General features: G+C 57.8%; 20 protein-coding genes. 11 read left to right on the top strand and 9 right to left on the bottom strand.

Annotation, left to right across the window (positions count from 1 at the left end):
* The first annotated feature begins 95 nt into the window (after positions 1-95).
* Together ACR0IY_RS03825 and ACR0IY_RS03820 are read left to right on the top strand one after the other, a co-directional pair.
* Positions 96-830, top strand: coding sequence for a GNAT family N-acetyltransferase (locus ACR0IY_RS03825; protein WP_480670513.1), 735 nt, complete (start codon positions 96-98; stop codon positions 828-830).
* A gap of 41 nt (positions 831-871) precedes the next feature.
* Positions 872-2,680 carry an ABC-F family ATP-binding cassette domain-containing protein gene (locus ACR0IY_RS03820; RefSeq protein WP_480670512.1) on the top strand — a complete coding sequence of 603 codons (1,809 nt, stop codon included), beginning with the start codon at positions 872-874 and terminating at the stop codon, positions 2,678-2,680.
* Here the strand turns inward: ACR0IY_RS03820 and ACR0IY_RS03815 are convergent.
* Both ACR0IY_RS03815 and ACR0IY_RS03810 read right to left on the bottom strand, forming a co-directional pair.
* Positions 2,677-3,228, bottom strand: coding sequence for a sugar O-acetyltransferase (locus tag ACR0IY_RS03815; RefSeq protein WP_480670511.1), 552 nt, complete (start codon positions 3,226-3,228; stop codon positions 2,677-2,679). The genes ACR0IY_RS03820 and ACR0IY_RS03815 overlap by 4 nt on opposite strands.
* Positions 3,229-3,236: 8 nt before the next feature.
* Positions 3,237-3,992: a 3-hydroxyacyl-CoA dehydrogenase gene (locus tag ACR0IY_RS03810; RefSeq protein ID WP_480670510.1), complete on the bottom strand. Its 756-nt coding sequence runs from the start codon at positions 3,990-3,992 to the stop codon at positions 3,237-3,239.
* A gap of 211 nt (positions 3,993-4,203) precedes the next feature.
* Here ACR0IY_RS03810 and ACR0IY_RS03805 point away from each other — a divergent pair, with 211 nt between their 5' ends.
* Positions 4,204-5,130, top strand: a complete 927-nt coding sequence (locus ACR0IY_RS03805) for a hypothetical protein (RefSeq protein ID WP_480670509.1) — start codon at positions 4,204-4,206, stop codon at positions 5,128-5,130.
* Between the two features lie 86 nt (positions 5,131-5,216).
* Here the strand turns inward: ACR0IY_RS03805 and tyrS are convergent, their stop codons facing one another.
* Entirely contained in the window at positions 5,217-6,464 is a 1,248-nt protein-coding gene (gene tyrS, locus ACR0IY_RS03800; RefSeq protein ID WP_480670508.1) for a tyrosine--tRNA ligase, read from the bottom strand.
* Positions 6,465-6,655: 191 nt separating this feature from the next.
* Here tyrS and ACR0IY_RS03795 point away from each other — a divergent pair, with 191 nt between their 5' ends.
* The gene (locus ACR0IY_RS03795; RefSeq protein WP_480671131.1) at positions 6,656-7,777 is read left to right on the top strand and encodes an anhydro-N-acetylmuramic acid kinase; all 1,122 of its coding nucleotides are present in this window, start codon (positions 6,656-6,658) and stop codon (positions 7,775-7,777) included.
* Between the two features lie 78 nt (positions 7,778-7,855).
* On the opposite strand, the gene ACR0IY_RS03790 is transcribed toward ACR0IY_RS03795, so the two are convergent.
* From ACR0IY_RS03790 to ACR0IY_RS03780, 3 genes are all read right to left on the bottom strand, one after another.
* Entirely contained in the window at positions 7,856-8,746 is an 891-nt protein-coding gene (locus ACR0IY_RS03790; RefSeq protein WP_480670507.1) for a fatty acid desaturase, read from the bottom strand.
* A 91-nt stretch (positions 8,747-8,837) separates the two neighbouring features.
* Positions 8,838-9,491, bottom strand: coding sequence for a hypothetical protein (locus ACR0IY_RS03785; protein WP_480670506.1), 654 nt, complete (start codon positions 9,489-9,491; stop codon positions 8,838-8,840).
* A 103-nt stretch (positions 9,492-9,594) separates the two neighbouring features.
* Positions 9,595-10,014, bottom strand: a complete 420-nt coding sequence (locus ACR0IY_RS03780; RefSeq protein ID WP_480670505.1) for a cupin domain-containing protein — start codon at positions 10,012-10,014, stop codon at positions 9,595-9,597.
* Positions 10,015-10,101: 87 nt separating this feature from the next.
* Here ACR0IY_RS03780 and ACR0IY_RS03775 point away from each other — a divergent pair, with 87 nt between their 5' ends.
* Positions 10,102-11,520 (top strand): protein adenylyltransferase SelO, encoded by a 1,419-nt coding sequence (locus ACR0IY_RS03775; RefSeq protein ID WP_480670504.1) that lies wholly within the window; start codon positions 10,102-10,104, stop codon positions 11,518-11,520.
* A gap of 14 nt (positions 11,521-11,534) precedes the next feature.
* On the opposite strand, the gene ACR0IY_RS03770 is transcribed toward ACR0IY_RS03775, so the two are convergent.
* On the bottom strand, positions 11,535-12,506 hold the full coding sequence (locus ACR0IY_RS03770; protein WP_480670503.1) for a cation efflux transmembrane domain-containing protein: 972 nt from the start codon (positions 12,504-12,506) through the stop codon (positions 11,535-11,537).
* A 178-nt stretch (positions 12,507-12,684) separates the two neighbouring features.
* Between ACR0IY_RS03770 and ACR0IY_RS03765 the strand changes: the two genes are divergently transcribed.
* The 6 genes from ACR0IY_RS03765 (at position 12,685) to ACR0IY_RS03740 (ending at position 17,260) form a co-directional block, all read left to right on the top strand.
* Positions 12,685-13,425 carry an endonuclease/exonuclease/phosphatase family protein gene (locus ACR0IY_RS03765; RefSeq protein ID WP_480670502.1) on the top strand — a complete coding sequence of 247 codons (741 nt, stop codon included), beginning with the start codon at positions 12,685-12,687 and terminating at the stop codon, positions 13,423-13,425.
* A gap of 73 nt (positions 13,426-13,498) precedes the next feature.
* Complete coding sequence (locus ACR0IY_RS03760) at positions 13,499-13,912, top strand: Fur family transcriptional regulator (RefSeq protein ID WP_480670501.1); 414 nt, start codon at positions 13,499-13,501, stop codon at positions 13,910-13,912.
* Positions 13,913-14,050: 138 nt separating this feature from the next.
* Entirely contained in the window at positions 14,051-14,932 is an 882-nt protein-coding gene (locus tag ACR0IY_RS03755) for a DMT family transporter (protein WP_480670500.1), read from the top strand.
* A gap of 145 nt (positions 14,933-15,077) precedes the next feature.
* Positions 15,078-16,355: a phosphopyruvate hydratase gene (gene eno, locus ACR0IY_RS03750; RefSeq protein ID WP_480670499.1), complete on the top strand. Its 1,278-nt coding sequence runs from the start codon at positions 15,078-15,080 to the stop codon at positions 16,353-16,355.
* Positions 16,356-16,403: 48 nt separating this feature from the next.
* Positions 16,404-16,937, top strand: coding sequence for a GNAT family N-acetyltransferase (locus ACR0IY_RS03745; protein WP_480670498.1), 534 nt, complete (start codon positions 16,404-16,406; stop codon positions 16,935-16,937).
* Positions 16,938-17,092: 155 nt separating this feature from the next.
* Positions 17,093-17,260: a hypothetical protein gene (locus ACR0IY_RS03740; RefSeq protein WP_480670497.1), complete on the top strand. Its 168-nt coding sequence runs from the start codon at positions 17,093-17,095 to the stop codon at positions 17,258-17,260.
* Between the two features lie 35 nt (positions 17,261-17,295).
* Here the strand turns inward: ACR0IY_RS03740 and ACR0IY_RS03735 are convergent, their stop codons facing one another.
* Positions 17,296-17,745, bottom strand: coding sequence for a GNAT family N-acetyltransferase (locus ACR0IY_RS03735; protein ID WP_480670496.1), 450 nt, complete (start codon positions 17,743-17,745; stop codon positions 17,296-17,298).
* Positions 17,742-18,683: a nucleoside hydrolase gene (locus ACR0IY_RS03730; protein WP_480670495.1), complete on the bottom strand. Its 942-nt coding sequence runs from the start codon at positions 18,681-18,683 to the stop codon at positions 17,742-17,744. The genes ACR0IY_RS03735 and ACR0IY_RS03730 overlap by 4 nt, the downstream gene beginning before the upstream one ends.
* Positions 18,684-18,743 lie beyond the last annotated feature (60 nt).

Below are 18,743 nucleotides of genomic sequence, written 5' to 3'. Positions count from 1 at the left end.
CAGCCGCATCTTGCGACAGTCACACGACGGTCACACATATTGTGATATCGAAGCAGCAAGTTGGAACGGGTCAGCAACCGTAGGGGGATGCGACCATGGCACTATTGCTTGGTAAGGGTCGGTATCGCGCGCGTTTGGCGCAATCTCCGCAGGATGTAGCCGCAGCGCAGCGGCTGCGTTCATTGGCCTTTGGGACGGAAACACACGATCAGGACGAATTCGATGCTCTTTGCACTCATGTCCTGATCGAGGATTCGAGGGCCGATCATCAGCTGGTCTGCTGTTTCCGCATGTTGACCATGCAGGACGGGGCCGAAATCGGGCGCAGCTATTCCGCGCAGTTCTACGATCTTTCGGCGCTTGAGGGGTTTGCAGGACGGATGGTCGAGATGGGTCGATTCTGCGTCCACCCGGAGTGGGCAGACCCAGACATTCTGCGCGTCGCATGGGGGGCAATGACCACCTATGTGGACCAGAACGGTGTTGAGATGCTGTTTGGGTGCTCGTCTTTTGCCGGAACCGAGACCTCTGACTATCTGGATGCGTTTGCGATGTTAAAGCATCGGCATTTGGCACCCAAGCGCTGGTTGCCTCGGGTTAAGGCACCGGATGTGTTTCGCTTTGCTGCACGATTACGCCGGCGCCCGGATGCGAAAAAGGCGATGTTGCGCATGCCCCCGTTGTTGCGGACGTATCTGATGATGGGTGGTTGGGTGAGTGACCACGCCGTCGTCGATCGTCATATGAACACTTTGCATGTGTTTACCGGCCTTGAAGTTGGGGCGATTCCCACGGCGCGGAAACGACTGCTGCGTGCGGTTGTCGGGTAATCGCCGTTGACGCGCTGATCCCGGCGGTTTAGCTGGCGGACATGGCGAGAATTCCTTTGTTGCAGATGTCCGGCATTTCTCTGACTTTCGGGGGCAATCCGGTGTTTTCAGAGCTGGATCTGGTGGTTCAGCCGGGCGACCGCGTTGCCTTGGTAGGGCGGAACGGGTCGGGAAAATCCACCTTGATGAAAGTGATGGCCGGATTGGTCGAGCCTGATCATGGGGAAATCGTGATTCCCCCTGGGAAATCTGTGGGTTACATGGAGCAAGATCCCAGTATGGAAGGGTTCGCGACGCTGGGTGATTACGCCTCCAGCGGGTTGGAGCCGGGCGAACTGTATAAGGTCGAACGCGCAGGAGAAGGGCTGAAATTCGACCCGTCCCGCGCGGTCGAAACTGCATCCGGGGGCGAGCGCCGACGTGCCGCGCTGGCGAAGCTGATGGCCGAAGCGCCTGACCTGATGCTTTTGGACGAACCGACAAACCATCTGGATATCGAAGCAATTGCATGGCTGGAGCGTGAGCTGGGTTCAACCCGTGCGGCCTATGTCTTGATTTCGCATGACCGGGCCTTTCTGCGCGCCTTGACCCGCGCGACCTTGTGGATCGACCGGGGTATGGTGCGGCGGCACGAGCAGGGATTTGACGCATTCGAAACCTGGCGTGACAAGATCTGGGAAGAAGAGGATCAGCAACGGCACAAGTTGAACCGCCTGATCAAATCCGAGGCCAAATGGGCGGTTGAGGGCATCAGTGCTCGCCGCAAGCGCAATCAGGGCCGGGTGCGTGCGCTACAGGCGTTGCGGGCTGAAAAGGCAGCGCAGATCAAACGGCAGGGCTCGGCGGCGATGTCGCTGGAGTCCGGCCCGAAATCCGGGCGAAAAGTGATTGAGGCCAAAGGGTTGTCCAAGTCTTTTGATGGGCAGCAGATTGTGCGGAACTTTGATCTTCTGGCGCAACGCGGCGACAGGGTGGCCTTTGTCGGGCCAAACGGCGTTGGTAAGACGACCTTGCTGAAGATGCTGCTTGGGCAGGAAAAACCAGACGAAGGCTCGGTGACACTGGGCACCAATCTCGAGATCGCGGTTTTCGACCAGACCCGCGCGCAGTTGGACCCGGAAATGAGCCTTTGGGACAGTCTCACCGGCGATCCCGAGATGCGGGTATCTGGCAAGGCTGATCAGGTGATGGTGGGCGGACAGCCCAAGCATGTCGTCGGGTACCTCAAGGAATTCCTGTTCGACGAACGACAGGCAAGAGCGGCCGTCAAATCGCTGTCCGGCGGGGAAAAAGCGCGGTTGCTGTTGGCAAAGTTGATGGCGAAGCCGTCGAATCTGTTGGTGTTGGACGAACCGACCAACGATCTGGATGTCGAGACTCTGGACCTTTTGCAGGAACTGCTGGACGATTATGACGGCACCGTTTTGCTGGTCAGCCACGACAGGGATTTTCTGGACCGTGTGGCAACCACGACAATCGCAATGGAGGGCAATGGCCGCGCGACTGTTTATGCAGGCGGATGGTCGGACTATATCGCGCAACGGGGTGAATTGGTCGAAAAGAAGATCGAAAAATCAAAACCTTCTAAGCCGAAGATAAAGCAGGAATCTCAACCCAAATCGGGTCTGTCCTTCTCTGAAAAGCACCGTCTTGAGAAACTGCCTGCTGAAATCGCACGGCTTGAGGCCGAGATCGGTAAACTCGAAGAGCTTATGTCCGATCCAGAATTGTTCACGCGCGAACCAGTCAAATTTCAGAAAGCGACCGACGCCTTGGTTGAGCGGCAGGAAAAACTTGCAGCGGCCGAGGAAGAGTGGCTGACGCTCGAAGAAAAGGCCGAAGGTGCTTAGGCGCGGCTCAATACTCTGGCAGGGCTCCCGATCACGGTGTCGCCGATCGCCACGTCTTTCGTGACGACGCTTCCTGCGCCGACGGTCGCATTGTCACCGATCGTTATACCAGGCATCAGAATGGCCCCGCCGCCGACCCAGACGTTTCGGCCAATTGTCACCGGCAATCCAATTTCCAGTCCTTGGGCGCGTTCGGTCGGATCTTTGGCGTGCTGGGCGCAATATATCTGCACATGAGGCCCGAACATCGTATCGTCCCCAATGTGAACAGGGGCGGTGTCCAAAATCACGCAACCGGCGTTGAAGTAGACACGGTTTCCTAGGTGAATGTTCAACCCGTATGCACAGTGGAAAGGTGCTTCGAGAAAACAATTGGAACCAGATTTGGCAAACAAGTCGTGTAGCTCTGAAGCCATAGCGCCGCGAATATCGGGGTGACAAGCATTATGGGCGTGTACCGCACGCCGCGCCGTTGCCCGCAGGGCTTCCAATTCAGGGTCCAGGCAGCAATACCACTGTCCAGCTTGCATTTTTTCCCATTCGGTCATGGGAAAACCTAACGCATCCGCAGGGCTCCGTCGATGCGGATGACTTCTCCGTTCAGATAACCCATTTCGACGATGAATCCGGCCAATCGTCCGTATTCCTGCGGGTCGCCCAGACGGGCAGGGTTGGGAACGTCGGCGGCGAGTTGTTGTTGCACTTCTTCCGGCAGGTTGGCCAGCATTGGAGTCATGAAAATTCCGGGTGCAATGGCCATCACCCTTATCCCGGAGGAAGCCAGATCGCGCGCCATGGGCAACGTCATGCCCACCACACCGCCTTTTGAAGCCGCATAGGCCGCTTGGCCCTTTTGCCCGTCAAATGCAGCGATTGAGGCAGTGTTGATGATCACCCCGCGCGCGCCATCCGGTTCGGGCTCGTTCTTTGCCATTTCGGTGGACGCCAAACGAGAGACGTTGAACGTGCCCACTAGATTGACGTCGATGGTTCGTTGAAATGCGTCCAGCGGGTGAGGGCCGTCCTTACCTACCGTTTTGATCCCATAGGCGATACCGGCGCAGTTCACTGTTGCGGTGATGCGGCCCATACGGTCCATTGCGTGTGCAATCGCCGCCGCGACCGAGATTTCATCCGTCACGTCGGTTTGTACGAAATGCCCGCTGATTTCCTTCGCGACCTGTGGTCCTCGGTCGGCGTCCCGATCCAGTATGGTGACCTGAGCACCTTGGGCAGAGAAATACCGGGCAGTGGCCTCACCCAAACCGGACGCGCCGCCGGTGATGATCGCGGCAGTGGTGGACAATTGCATGGCGGATCCTCTTCGTTTTGGGATTTGAACGTCTGTTCATTTAATCCGAGGGTTAATGTCATGTCCACAGTTTTGGCTCTTGTTTTCAGAGACGTGCGCGAATTCTCAAGACGTTCTCAGAAGTTCTTTAACCACGGTTAATGCGCGTGTCTCATATCGAAACTTATGAGCATCAAGTGCCAAATCGGCGCCGTACAAGGAGTTATGCTTTATGAGTAAGAGGTTGAAGGTTGGAATTCCAGTGCTGGTCGCTGCACCGTTTCTGACCGTTATGATAGCGAATGGCGCATCTGCTGCGCCCGAAGTGTGCAACTGGAAAACTGCGCGTGATGCCGCAAATCGCGGGGATTACGCGACGATGTGTGATTGCACGCAAGTGACTCCCAGTTTTCTGAAGCGATTGCAGGTTCGGTCCGATTTCGAAACGACTTTACGCAACACAAGCGCGCAATGCCCCGGGTTGGCCTCTCTGCTGGTGGATTTGCCGACGGGATCGATTGGCACTTCGGTAAACCCTGGAACTGATCGTGGCAATGACCAGATCGCCCAAGTGGGCCCGGGCAACGGAGGTGGATCTGGTGGGGGTGGCGACAACCCCGGTAATGGCGGCAGTGGTCCCGGTGACGGCGGCGGAGGCCCTGGTGACGGTGGCGGTGGCCCCGGTGATGGGGGTAGTGGCCCCGGTGACGGCGGCGGTGATCCCGGTGACGGTGGCGGTGATCCCGGTGATGGGGGTAGTGGCCCCGGTGACGGCGGCGGTGATCCCGGTGACGGTGGCGGTGATCCCGGTGATGGTGGTGGCGGCCCCGGTAATGGTGGCGGCAACGGCGGGAACAACGGTGGCGGCAATGGTGGCGGCGGCGGTAACGGCGGCAACAACGGCGGTCCGGGAAACGGTAACGGGAACAACGGAAACCCAGGCAACGGTGGAGGCAACAACGGCGGCTCTGGCCCCGGGACTGGAAATGGCGGTGGCAACAACGGCCACGGTAACGGCTCAGGTAATGGCGGCGGCGGTCACGGTAACGGCGGCGACGGCAAAGGTGGCGGCAAGGGCGGCCACGGCGGCGGTAAAGGCGGCGACGGCAAAGGTGGCGGCAAGGGCGGCCACGGCGGCGGTAAAGGCGGAAAACGTTAAATTTGCCTCCGCGCACCCCGGCATTGCTGGAAAAGACAACGGCCACCCGATTGGGTGGCCGTTTTCCGTTTCGGAATGGGAACTGGTTAGCCCAGTTGAACCAGCGCGTGGCGTTTCTTGCCTGCACTCAGCTTGATGGGTGAGGACAACGCACCTGCATCGAGCATCAGGCCCGCATCCGTCAAAGGGGCATCGTCCAGCTTGGCTCCGTTTTCGGCGATCAGACGCTTGGCCTCTTTGCCTGATTTGGCCAGACCGGATTTCACAATGACCTGAACGATCGACGCAGGCAGGTCCTCGGCGCTGAGGGTCAGGGTCGGCAGATCACCCCCAACACCGCCTTTTTCGAAGACTTCGCGTGCGGTGGCTTCGGCCTTGGCGGCGGCCTCGGCCCCGTGCAGCAGAGTTGTGACCTCATTGGCGAGACGGATTTTAGCCTCGTTGATCTCGGACCCTTGCAAGGCGCCCAGCCGATCACACTCATCCACCGGCATTTCGGTGTAAAGCTTCAGGAACCGCCCAACATCCGCATCCGTGGTGTTGCGCCAGAACTGCCAGAATTCATAGGGCGAGCGCATCTCGGCGTTCAGCCAGACGGCTCCATCCTGAGATTTACCCATCTTCTTGCCGTCGCTGGTGGTCAGCAGCGGTGAAGTCAGGCCGTAGATTTCATGATCCAGCACGCGGCGGGTCAGGTCGATACCGTTGACGATATTGCCCCACTGATCTGAACCTCCCATCTGCAGAACGCAACCATAGCGGCGATTCAACTCAAGGAAGTCATAGGCCTGAAGGATCATGTAGTTGAACTCGAGAAAGCTCAGCGATTGTTCACGATCCAGCCGCGATTTCACGGATTCAAACGAAAGCATCCGGTTGACCGAGAAATGCCGCCCGATGTCACGCAGGAAATCGAGGTAGTTCAGGTCGTCCAACCATTCGGCATTGTTCAGCATCAGCGCCTTGTTTTCGGCGTCTGTGTCATAGTCAATATAGGCCGAGAACACCTTTTTGATGCCCGCGATGTTTTCATCGATCTGTTCTGGGCCCAGCAGCGGGCGTTCATCCGCACGGAACGACGGGTCGCCCACCTTGGTGGTTCCGCCGCCCATCAGGGTGATCGGCTGGTGGCCGGTTTTCTGGAACCAGCGCAGCATCATGATCTGGATCAGGCTGCCCACGTGCAACGACTTGGCCGTCGCATCAAAGCCGATATAGGCCGGTTTGCACCCACTGATCAGCGCTTCGTCAAGGCCTTGATAATCGGTGCAGTCGGCGAGAAAGCCGCGCTCGATCATCGTGGCGATGAAATCTGACTTGGGGTGGTAGGTCATTTTGTGCCCTTTGGGTTGATGTTGCGGGGCACTGTATAGGCGGCAGGGGTGGTAAGGAAAAGGCACCATTTCCAAGAAAAATGCGGACGATGCGCGATGTGGCTTGCTATGGGTTCGGCAATGCGGGCAGGTTGTGCGAAACGCGCGGAAACAACGGGCGCAGCAGAGCAGACAAAGCGCAAGAGGTAAACGTGAACCGGACTATCGGGAAGACAGGCGTAATCAGAGCCTTGGGGGCAATGTCTGGAACCTCGCTGGACGGGGTAGATACGGCCATTGTCGAAACCGACGGCCATTTGATTTCCGGTTTTGGTCCTAGCGGATACCGCGCCTATACTGATGCGGAACGCACCAATTTGCGCAGCGCTTTGGGGCAGTGGCACGGGCCTGCGGTCGATAAGGCCGCCGAGTTGGTCACCTTTGCCCATGCCGAGGCCCTGTCGGAGTACGAAGAGGTCGATCTGATCGGCTTTCACGGTCAAACACTTGCGCATGAACCGCGTGGGCGCGGTACGTTGCAGGTGGGTGACGGCAAGGGGCTTGCGCAGGCTTTGGGCTTACCGGTCGTGTGGGATTTTCGCAGCGATGATGTGGCCATGGGCGGTGAAGGTGCACCGCTGGCGCCGTTCTTTCATTTCGCTTGCGCCAAGTGGATCGGGGCTGACGCTCCGCTATGTTTCCTGAATCTGGGTGGGGTCGGGAACCTGACCTATGTTGACCCCAGCTATGGCGGCCCCGAAGCACCCGGCGCATTGTTGGCGTTCGACACCGGCCCGGCCAATGCACCCGTCGACGATCTGATGCAGGCACGGTTGGGCCTGCCAATGGATCGCGACGGCGCAGTCGCGCGTGGCGGGACGGTCGAGACCGGGGCGTTGGAACTGTTCCTGGCTGAGCCCTTCTTTAACCGACTGCCACCCAAATCTCTGGACCGGAATGATTTCGCCGAGATGATCGGGCTGGTGCAGGAGCTCAGCGATTCAGATGCGGTTGCGACTCTGACGGGTATGTGTGCGGCAGGTGTTTTGCAGGGGATGGAATATTGTCCCAGACCTCCATCGCGCGTTCTTGTCACCGGCGGCGGGCGTCACAATCCAGTGTTGATGGAGATGCTGCGCGTTTCGCTGGACTGTCCAGTCGAGCCTGTTGAGGCAGTGGGTCTGGACGGTGACATGCTCGAGGCACAGGCCTTTGCCTATCTGGCCGTCCGAGTGGCGCGTGGGCTGCCAACCTCATGCCCTGGGACGACTGGTGTAAAGGCGCTGGTTGGCGGTGGTGTGGTCAGTACAGTGTCGATGGGGGCCACTGGCTGAGAGGGCCTGCGGATTACAGGCCTGAACGATAGTGTTCAGGCCCTCAACCGTGACTGGCGCGAGCTACGAATTGCCAACTCATCGCTCCAACTTGTGCACATAGGCTGCAGTAAACTCGACATACCCGTCCGAGGTGGATTTCAGATGCGCCTGCGTCCAGTCGTGCAGTGCGGGAAGCTGGTGAAAGGGTACGTTGGGAAAAGTGTGATGCTCGGCATGGTAGGGCATGTTCCAGGCCAGAAACCGAACAATGCGGTTGGTGAAAGTCGTGCGGGAATTTTCCAGCATGTTTGTGACTGGCGGGCACAGACCGTGTTCCGCCAGAAGGTACAACCGAAGAAAGGGTTGCCCGACCAGGATCGGTAATAACCACAGCCAGAAAAGGATCGAAGAGTAGAGCAGACTGAGACCGGCGATTGTATAAAGGCCAAGCAGCAGACGTGCCTCGATGCGCATGGCGCGGTGCTGACGGGCGGGTAGGTAGGGCGCCGCGATATTACCGAAGGCATTTCGATATAGAATTTTGGCCATACCTTTCCAATATGACCAGCCGCTCAGATAAAACAGTAGTTCCGGCCAGTTCTCAGGCCGGGGCTTGCCGTCGAGTTCGGGGTCTTTTTCCGGGTGGTTCGTCCATTTGTGATGCGCCAGATGAAAATATCGAAACCAGGTAAAGGGCAGGGCAATCGGGATTGAAATAAGGTGCCCAACTGCATCGTTCAGCCAACTGCTGCGAAATGGTGTTTTATGTGTGCATTCGTGGCTGAGTGTGAACAGAAAAACCCATAGGATGCCTTGCGGCAGGATCAGAAGCCCCCAAAGCGGCACCTGAGCGACGATGCCCACGCTGGTTATTGCAAGCACCGAAAGATAAAGCGCAAGGTGTTGCAAACCCCGTACATCCGACCGGCGCTGGAGGCGATCCTTGGCCTCGGCGGGGATTGACGCAATAAGGGCGCGGTGGTCCATAAGGTATCCTTTTACAGCTCGGTTTTATCCCCCTAAGGGCGGACGGACCTTTTGAGCAGTATGTATCAGACGTTTGATTGCGTTGCGACGGTCAGCTTGTGAGATGGCCCGCTACGTATACGGAACTTATTGCTGCCATTACGAAGGCAACATACAGCCCAAGAAGGATCAGCCGGCGTTTTTTTACGCAGCGCCGTTCATCTTTCAGCGCACGTTCTTCTGCTTCCGTCAGGACAGCCGGATCGGGTTCGGGTCGCAGCCAGAGGTAGAGCATGACCCCGCCAAACGCGGCGTTGGGCAAAAGAACGTACAGTAGCCTTGTCATCCTGTGCTCGTTGAAGCCAGGGGCCAGGATTGACGTCCAGTACCCCGTGCCGAATTCAAAAACCATGATCAGGTGTAGCAACAGAAAGCCGCCCAGCGTGACGACAATCAGGTGCCACTTGTTGCTACGTCCGTGGCGGTCATGCCTGCGCATTCCGCTGTCGGCAAGTTTGGACAGGCTGAGCAGCACAAGGTCCAAAAGGCCGAGGCCCAGTACTGCCATAGGGATCAGCGCAAGGATGGGAATAGCGCCAGCACCGCTTCCCGACCGATGGTCGCCCAAAAGGAAATAGCCCAGACAAGCCGCGAGCCCGACTGTGCCAGCAACCAGTTTGATCCACATGAACACGATGTTCACGTCACGAATTTCACGTCTTCTGAACCGAGATTTGTATAGCGTATTTGGGTTTGGCTTAGTCATGCTGAACGGTTTCAATTTCATTTCGAAGAATGCACCCGGCTAGGCTTGCACCGATTTGCGTCCGCTTTATGGCGGTGTCCAATGTTTGGGGGACTGCAGAGCTCTAACCCAAAGGAATTTCGAACTCGGGTTCGGCCAGTTCGAACCCGGCAAATTCGAACCCAGGTGAAACTGTACAACTGACCAGAGTGTAGTCGCCTGTCGTCCGCGCCGCCTGCCAGTGGTTTTTGGGCACGATCAGCTGCGGTGCGCCTCGGGACAGGTCCGGGGTCAATACGTGATCGGTTGCGGGGCCTTCGTCGGTGGCGCCGGTCGACAGTATCAGCGGTGCGCCAGCGTGGTACAGCCAGATTTCAGTAGCATCGACACGGTGCCAATGGCTGCGCTCGCCCGCTTGCAGCAGGAAATATATGCATGTGCCGGTGGCGCGGCCTTCGTTTTCGGCGCGCCAGGTTTCGCGGAACCAGCCACCTTCGGGGTGGGCGGTCAGCTTCAGGTGGTCGATAATGTCTTGCGCGGTCATTTGAGCCTCATGTCTTTGTGGACGAATTATGCACGCGTGGCTGTGATCCGCTATGGTATTCGCCCCATTCAACAATATGTTTGTCGCATGACACTGCATATCCCGTTCGACAATACCTATGTCCGCCTTCCCGACACCTTTTACGCCCGGCAGGCCCCGGTGCCAGTTCGTGCGCCGCGTCTGATCGCGTTTAACGACGATCTGGCGCAGATACTTCGGGTTTCTCCGGGTGACGTTCAGGAAATGGCCGAGGCGTTCGCCGGAAACACAGTGCCCGACGGAGCCGAGCCGATTGCGCAGCTTTATTCCGGACACCAGTTTGGGAACTACAACCCTCAGCTTGGTGACGGGCGTGCGGTACTCTTGGGTGAGACGGTCGGCACCGATGGCATTCGACGGGACATTCAGCTGAAAGGGTCCGGCCCCACACCGTTCAGCCGTCAGGGCGATGGCCGTGCATGGCTGGGGCCGGTTCTGCGCGAATATGTGATGTCCGAGGCGATGCACGCCCTGGGAATCCCGACAACCCGTGCACTGGCCGCAGTTGAGACGGGTGAGGTTGTGTTGCGCGAAGGTCCGATGCCGGGCGCGGTTCTGACCCGTGTGGCACAAAGCCATCTGCGGGTAGGGACGTTTCAGGTGTTCGCCGCGCGGCGGCAGGTCGAAAATCTGCGGAAACTGACCGAGTACGCCATTGCCCGCCATTACCCGCAAGCCAAGGGACCGATGGATTTGCTACGCGCCGTGCGGGATGCGCAGGCACGTCTGATTGCGCAATGGATGAGCGTGGGCTTTATCCATGGGGTAATGAATACCGACAATTCCTCGATTGCTGGGGAAACGATTGACTATGGGCCATGCGCTTTCATGGACACTTATCATCCCAATACGGTCTACAGCTCGATCGACCGAATGGGCCGGTATGCCTACTCCAACCAGCCGGACATCGCGGTGTGGAATCTGGCTCAACTGGCGACTGCGCTGATCCAGCAGCTGGAAGACCCCGAGGCCGCCGTCGTGGAAGCGACCGAGATCGTGCATGCGATGCCGGGATTAATTCAGCAGGAATGGCTATCGCGGTTCCGTTCAAAAATAGGTCTTTCATCCAAGGATGAAGGGGATGAAGCACTGATTACAGATTTGCTGACCCGGATGGCGCACAACAATGCCGATTTCACAAACACCTTCCGGGCGCTGGGCGGCGACAAAGCCAGGGATCAGTTCCTGGCACCCGAAGCCTTTGATGAATGGGCCGAAGGCTGGCGCGCGCGACTAGACCGTGAGAAGGCCCCTGCGGATGTCATGGCAGAAGCAAATCCGGCTTTCATCCCGCGCAACCACAGAATTGAGCAGATGATACAGGCCGCGGTTCAGGGGGATTTTGCTCCGTTCCAACGACTGAACACGGTTCTGTCTCAACCTTATCAGGATCAACCCGAGGCTGCCGACCTGATGCGCCCCCCGGCGGATGACGAAGTGGTTCATGCAACGTTCTGCGGGACCTGAGGCCGCCTGTCTGTTCAGGCGGTGTCTTTGAACGGATCTATGGAATCGGGCCAGCGGCGGGCATATTCGCTGATCATCAGGTAGACATCAGCACCGTCGATTGCCCTGCGGGCATCGCGGATCATCCGAAGGTTCAGTGTGTCGATTTCAGCCGCAAGGATCGGACGCAGGGGGTCATAGTAGACAGTTACCAAGACCGTCCGGCCTTGTTTCGTCACAGACATGTCGCGCAGTGCACCGCCATCTTCGGCAATGGCGGGTCGCAATGCGCGGCGGGCCGCTGCCAGCAACTCGGGGCTAGCTGTTACGTTTGCCAGCTCTCCCAGGCCACCGCTGAATTCGCGAACATAGGTGCCGACGGCCAAAACACAAAGGAACAGCACGATGATCGAGTCGCCCACGGGCGCAATCGCTGCCAGTGGCCCATCCCGGAACAGGTAGATCGCGCCAAGACCTATGCCAGCCGCGGCTGTAAACAAACCATCAAACAAGGCGGCCTTGGATTCCAGACGCAGGATCGCACTGGATTTGCCGGTTTCGCGCCAGGTGAAATAGTGGAACGCCCAAAGGAAAAAGCAGGTCAGGCCAATCGCCGAGAAATAGACGAACATCGGCCCGAAGTTCAGCGGCTCGGGCATTAGGCCGTTGTAGTAGTTGTAGATGTTCTTGGTTGCACTCGAAATGGCGAACAGCACCAGACCCAGCAACGACAAAGACCGGAAGGTCGAGAAAATTGCCTCATCTGCCGCATAGCCGAAGGGGCGCCGTTTATCGGGGCCTGCATTGATGCGCATGCTGATACGGCGCCCCAGAAATGCAGAACCGAAACCGATCAAGGAATACAACCCGTCCAACATGATTGCGTTCGAGTTGGACAGAACCCCCGCCAAGACACCGGCTGCGCCCATGAACAGGTTACCACCCATAGCCACGATGAGGGACCGGCCCTCAAGCTGTTTCCTGCGTTCCGCATTCGGCGTCGTCATGTCTCAAAGCCCTGATTTGCGTCAAACAGGCAGAGGCATAACCGTTCGAGTGGGAATGGCCAACACCTGCACCCGGCGAATTAGTAGCAGGCAGATGCTGGGCATGGGGCAAGTAGCGGTGGAAATTTCGCGATTTTCACCCTGCTGTGGCCACAAGGGGTTGCACCCAACGGCAGGCATGGCACTTTGGTTGCATCCGTTTGATTGGGGCCTCATGCACACTCAGTCCACATTGCGCATCGCCAGCTATAATATTCAGAAGTGTGTCGGCCTCGATTTCCGTCGCCAACCACAACGCATCATGCAGGTCATTGAAAGCATGCAGGCCGATATTGTTGTGTTGCAAGAAGCTGACAAGCGTCTGCCGCCACGCCCTGCGGCTTTGCCGCATTTCATGCTGGACGAGGCCGGGTGGCAGATTGTTGATCTGGGCGGGGCAGGTAGCTTGGGCTGGCACGGCAACGCAGTGATCTGGCGGGGCGACGCGATTCAGGTACAACAGACCGGTCATCATGATCTGCCAGGGTTGGAGCCGCGCGGTGCTGTGCGGGTCGAGTTCGATACACCGATTGGCCCGTTGCGGGTGATGGGCATGCATCTTGGCCTGCTGCCTGCATCACGCCGTCAGCAGATCACGCATATCCGGCGGTTCGATAACGATCTGGATCAGATGCCCACCGTGTGGGCCGGGGATTTCAATGAATGGTCACGTCAGCCGGTGCTGGATCATCTGGCCCCGGATATGAGGTTTCTGCCACCTGTCCCAAGCTTTCCGGCCGCACAACCACTAGGCGCGCTGGACCGTATCGCGCTGGGCGCAGGGCTTGAGGCCGTGGTACACGGCGTGCATGACGTTCGGCCTGCGCATATTGCGTCGGACCACTTGCCAATCTGGGCTGACCTGCGCCGTGTCGCCTGACGCAAAATCCCCTGTAGCGCCAGCCGCTCAGACGTATTAAGACAGAAACCCGAACTACTCCGAAGGGTCACTCATGTCCGATACGATCATCGCCCGCTGCGAAGCCAAGGGTCTGCGCATGACGGGGCAGCGCCGCACAATTGCGCGGGTGCTGCAAGAAAGCGAAGATCACCCGGATGTCGAGGAGCTTTATTCCCGCGCCTCCGAAGTGGATGCAGGCATTTCCATTGCTACCGTCTATCGCACGGTGAAACTGTTCGAAGAGGCAGGGATTCTTGACAGGTTGGAGTTCGGCGATGGCCGCGCACGCTATGAAGACGCCGAGCGTGACCACCACGACCACCTAATCGATATGCAATCTGGTGAAGTGATCGAATTCGTCGATCCAGAGATCGAGGAATTACAGGAAAAAATCGCAGCCAAGCTGGGGTATAAGCTGAAAGGCCACCGGCTAGAGTTGTATGGTGTTCCGCTCGAACAGGACTGATTCATCACCAAACGCGATTGACCGCCTCACGGCATTTCATCAATCCTGTCGCAAATATGCTTGCCGCGTCGCGAAAGTTACGGTTCTGCTGCCGTAAAGGGCTCTGCTTTTGGTCAGCCCGTTCCAACGGATATGCATATGAACAACTTGAACGGCATTCTGCTGATCATAGGGTCGATGGCGGCCTTCGCGCTTGAGGACATGTTCATCAAGCATCTGTCGATCAGCGTATCGACCGGACAGATCATGATCGTATTGGGTCTGTTCTGCGGGGCGGTATTTGCCGTGATGTCGCTGGTCACACGCAAGCGCATCTTCGACCCTGTGGCGTGGAAACCGTTACCCATGGCACGAGCCGGTGCAGAAGCCGCCGGTGCGTTGACCTTTGTTACAGCTTTGTCGCTGGTCGAATTGTCGACCGTCGCCGCTGTCTTTCAGGCGATGCCGCTGGCGGTCACCATGGGTGCTGCGCTGTTTCTGGGAGAGCAGGTCGGCTGGCGGCGCTGGAGCGCGATTGGTGTCGGATTCCTCGGCGTTCTGATGATCATCCGCCCCGGTTTGCAGGGCTTCCAGCCCGAGTCGCTGTTCGTTGTTGCAACAGTGATCGCTATCGCGGCGCGTGATCTGATCACGCGCAAGCTGGACGTCCGTGTGGCCTCATCTGTTGTTGCGCTACAGGCTTACATCTCAGTTGCGCTTGCCGGTGTTGTTTTGATGGTGTTTTCGGCCCAGCCCGTTGTTCCATTGCAGGCGGTTCAGATCGGCCCTTATCTAGGTGCGATAGGCTTTGGCGTTCTTGGGTATTACGGCATCGTCACGGCTATGCGGATTGGCGAGGCGTCAGCCTTGATGCCCTTCCGGTACACCAGACTGGTATTCTCGATTATGGCCGGGATGCTGATGTTCGGCGAGCGCCCGGACCTGATGACAATAGCCGGGGCTTCGCTGATTATTTGTTCCGGCATGTATACCTTTATCCGTGAACGTAGACTGGCGCGTGAATTGGCGGTTGCGGCCTGACGGATCGTCGCAGGTTTGCGCAAACAGAATGGTGTTAGCCCTAAAGGTCCGAAAAATGGGGTGTTAGCGTTAACGCAGCAGGTTTACTTTTTACACTGTGGTGTTATGAGGCGTGCAACTGATTGCAGCCACAGGGACGGGCCTCATGAGCACCATCATCGACATTCACGCACGCGAAATCCTGGACAGCCGGGGCAACCCGACGGTCGAAGTGGACGTGATTTTGGAAGACGGCACCATGGGCCGCGCCGCTGTGCCGTCGGGCGCGTCGACCGGTGCCTATGAGGCCGTCGAAAAGCGTGACGGTGACAAATCGCGTTACATGGGTAAAGGCGTGCTTGAAGCCGTTGCAGCCGTTAACGGTGAGATTGCCGAGGAGCTGGTGGGTTTCGACGCGACTGAGCAGGTGGCTATCGACGGTGCCATGATCGAACTGGACGGCACCGAGAACAAGGGCCGTCTTGGCGCAAACGCCATCCTGGGTGTCTCGCTGGCTACTGCGAAAGCAGCCGCAGATTTCACCACTCAGCCGCTGTATCGCTATGTGGGTGGCACTTCAGCCCGCGTTCTGCCTGTGCCGATGATGAACATCATCAACGGTGGCGAACATGCTGACAACCCAATCGATATTCAGGAATTCATGATCATGCCGACCTCGGCCGCAAATATTCGCGAGGCGGTACGCATGGGGTCCGAGGTCTTCCACACGCTAAAGCGCGAACTGTCGGCGGCAGGTCTGGCCACCGGTGTCGGCGACGAAGGCGGTTTCGCTCCGAACATCGCGAGCACCCGCGAGGCATTGGATTTCATCCTGCAGTCCATCGAAAAGGCGGGGTACAAGCCGGGTGAGGAAATCCACCTCGCGCTGGATTGCGCCGCAACCGAGTATTTCAAGGACGGCAAATATGTCCTGTCGGGTGAAAACATCTCGCTGACGTCCGAGGAAAACGCTGAGTATCTCGCAGCGCTAGTCAATGACTACCCGATCATCTCGATCGAAGACGGCATGTCCGAGGACGACTGGGACGGTTGGAAGGCCCTGACCGATGCTATCGGTGATCGCGTTCAACTGGTCGGCGACGACCTGTTCGTGACCAACCCCGAACGGCTGGCCGAAGGGATCGAGCGTGGCTGTGCCAACTCGATGCTGGTCAAGGTGAACCAGATCGGTTCCCTGACAGAAACCCTGCGCGCCGTCGATATGGCGCACCGCGCGCGTTATACCAACGTGATGTCGCACCGCTCGGGCGAGACCGAGGACGCCACCATCGCCGATCTGGCAGTGGCGACCAATTGCGGTCAGATCAAAACCGGCTCGCTGGCGCGGTCGGACCGGTTGGCCAAGTATAACCAGCTGATCCGCATCGAGGAATCGCTGGGCGAGGTCGCCGAATATGCCGGGGCGTCCATTCTTCGCAAGTAACCTGCGAAATGCTAGACTGATCCCCGCAATCTTATCGGGGGTCAGGTCTTGCTGAACGTTATAGAACCAAAAACGCCGGACCACTTTGACGCGGTTCGGCGTTTGTGTTGGGACTATCGCGATTTTCTTCTCACACTAGACGAAAAATCACAGCGCATCGTTCATACGTTTTATCCGCGCGAAAAATACGCGGAGCTCATGGGGGCTATTGAGGCCGTACATATTCCGCCGAACGGAGGCGCGCGGCTGGCCCTGCACGACGGTCACCCCGTGGGCTGCGGTATGTTTCACACCATCGAACCCGGCGTCGCCGAGATCAAACGGGTGTTTGTGTCCGAGGAGGCGCGCGGAACCGGGGCAGGTTACGCTCTCATGCAGTCTTTGATCTCAGATTGCCGGGCTTTGGGGTTCGATTTAATCCGAATGGATACTGGGATACCGCTGCAGTCTGCGGTTCGGCTGTATCTTTCGATGGGGTTCCGCCAGCGCGATGCGTATTACGAGATTCCCGATATCGCCGAAGGTCATATTCTGTTCTTTGAGATGTCTTTGCGCCCGGACGGTTCCTGTTTGGCGAAATAGTCAAAAAAATGTTCGACGGTTCCCGTTGTTATTATTGACGAAAGTGTGAATGGGCGGATTTTCGCTCACATAAAGTCAGTTATGTGTGAACTTTTTCCTATTTGGTGTGCGCCTGTGTCTCGTATTTTGGGCGCAGGACAGAAAAGGAGCACACCATGACTGGTTCGAAATTCCTTCTCGTAGCATCCGTAATCAGCACTGTGTTGTTGGCGGCCTGTGCGGGGCCAGGCAAATATCCAATCACGGGTGATGCGGTAGCCTCTACCGATCCGGTTCAGGATATGGGCACTCCGGGGTATGTATTCAGCGGAGAATCCCGGTAAGGCCTTCTAAACCGGTTTTGGGGTGGGGCCACACGTCAGAGTTTTCTGCTCATCAGCATATAACGCTCACGCGGTTTGAAGCCGGTGCGTAGATAAAGCTTTTGAGTGGCTTCCATCGTGCGATCGACTTCAAGATGCAGGGCGGTCAGACCAGCCTCGGCCAAGGCTTTGGGCAGGTCTAACAGAACTTCGGTCGCGATTCCGCGACCACGTACGGCGGGACGGATATAGATTTCGTCGATAAAGCCGTCCATACCGCCAAATTCAAGCGACCAGCCAAACGTCAGGACGACATAGCCTAGGGGGGCTCGTCCTGGTCCGATCAGGTAGATGCAGCCGTGTGGGATACCTTCAAGCAGAGGTACAAGCGCGTTGCGGGTTTGATCGGCGTCCTGTTGGATGCCAGCCTCAGCGTGAAAGGCTGTAACCAGCCCCATCAGACGGTCGATATCGTCGGGGCGAGCAAGTTTCAGCGCGGCGCTCATAGGCGGGCCAACCTTTCTGTTAACAGGTCAAAGAACCCGTCGGCGTCAATTTCTCCCATGAACATCGCATTGGGCGGATGATCTGTTACGCGCCACCAATCCGCAACGGTCATGCCCAGAGTCAGGTCAGACTGGGTTTCGATCTGAACATTGACATGACGGCCCGAGAACAGGGCGGGGCGGATCAGATAGGCCGTCACGCAGGGGTCGTGCAACGGGGCACCCTCGGATCCGTATTTTTCCTTATCAAACCGTTCGAAGAAATCCGTCATCTCGGCGACTGCGTGACCAACTTTGGAATCCAACGCGCGGAACGCATCGTTTCTTTGTTTGGTGACCAACGCGTCGTGCGTCACATCCAGCGGCATAACGACGATGTGCGCGCCGGATTTGAACACAATTTCAGCAGCTTCCGGATCGACGTAAATGTTGAATTCTGCCGTAGGGGTGATGTTGCCGACCTCAAAATACGCCCCGCCCATCAGAACGATTTCCTGCACCCGTTCGATAATGTCAGGCGCCTTCTGGAAAGCTGTAGCGATATTGGTGAGCGGCCCCAACGGGCAAAGCGTCACTGTCCCGGGTTCCTGCTCGCGCAGCGTGTCGATGATGAAATCAACCGCGTGGCCATCAGCCAAGCGCATCTCAGGGTCAGGCAATACGGGTCCATCCAGGCCGGTCTTGCCATGCACATGTTCGGCCGTGACCAGAGGGCGGTCCAGCGGGCGGTCGCAGCCTGCGTAGACGGGAATTTGCGTGTGCCCAGCCAATTCGCAAACAATCCGAGCATTCTTTGCCGTTAGCTCAAGCGGAACGTTTCCTGCAACAGCCGTAATGCCCAAAACCTCGATCTCTTCCGGGCTGGCCAGCGCCAGCAGAATGGCAACGGCGTCGTCCTGACCGGGATCGGTGTCGATGATAATTTTGCGCGGTGCCATGCGATGCCTCCGGGGTCTTGAAGCGCGGACACTCGCAAGTGTCAAAGCACTTGTCCAGCG

The organism is Ruegeria sp. BC1, from assembly GCF_056539305.1.
Note: the sequence above shows the minus strand (reverse complement) of the source record. Positions and strands in the feature narration are given on the sequence as shown.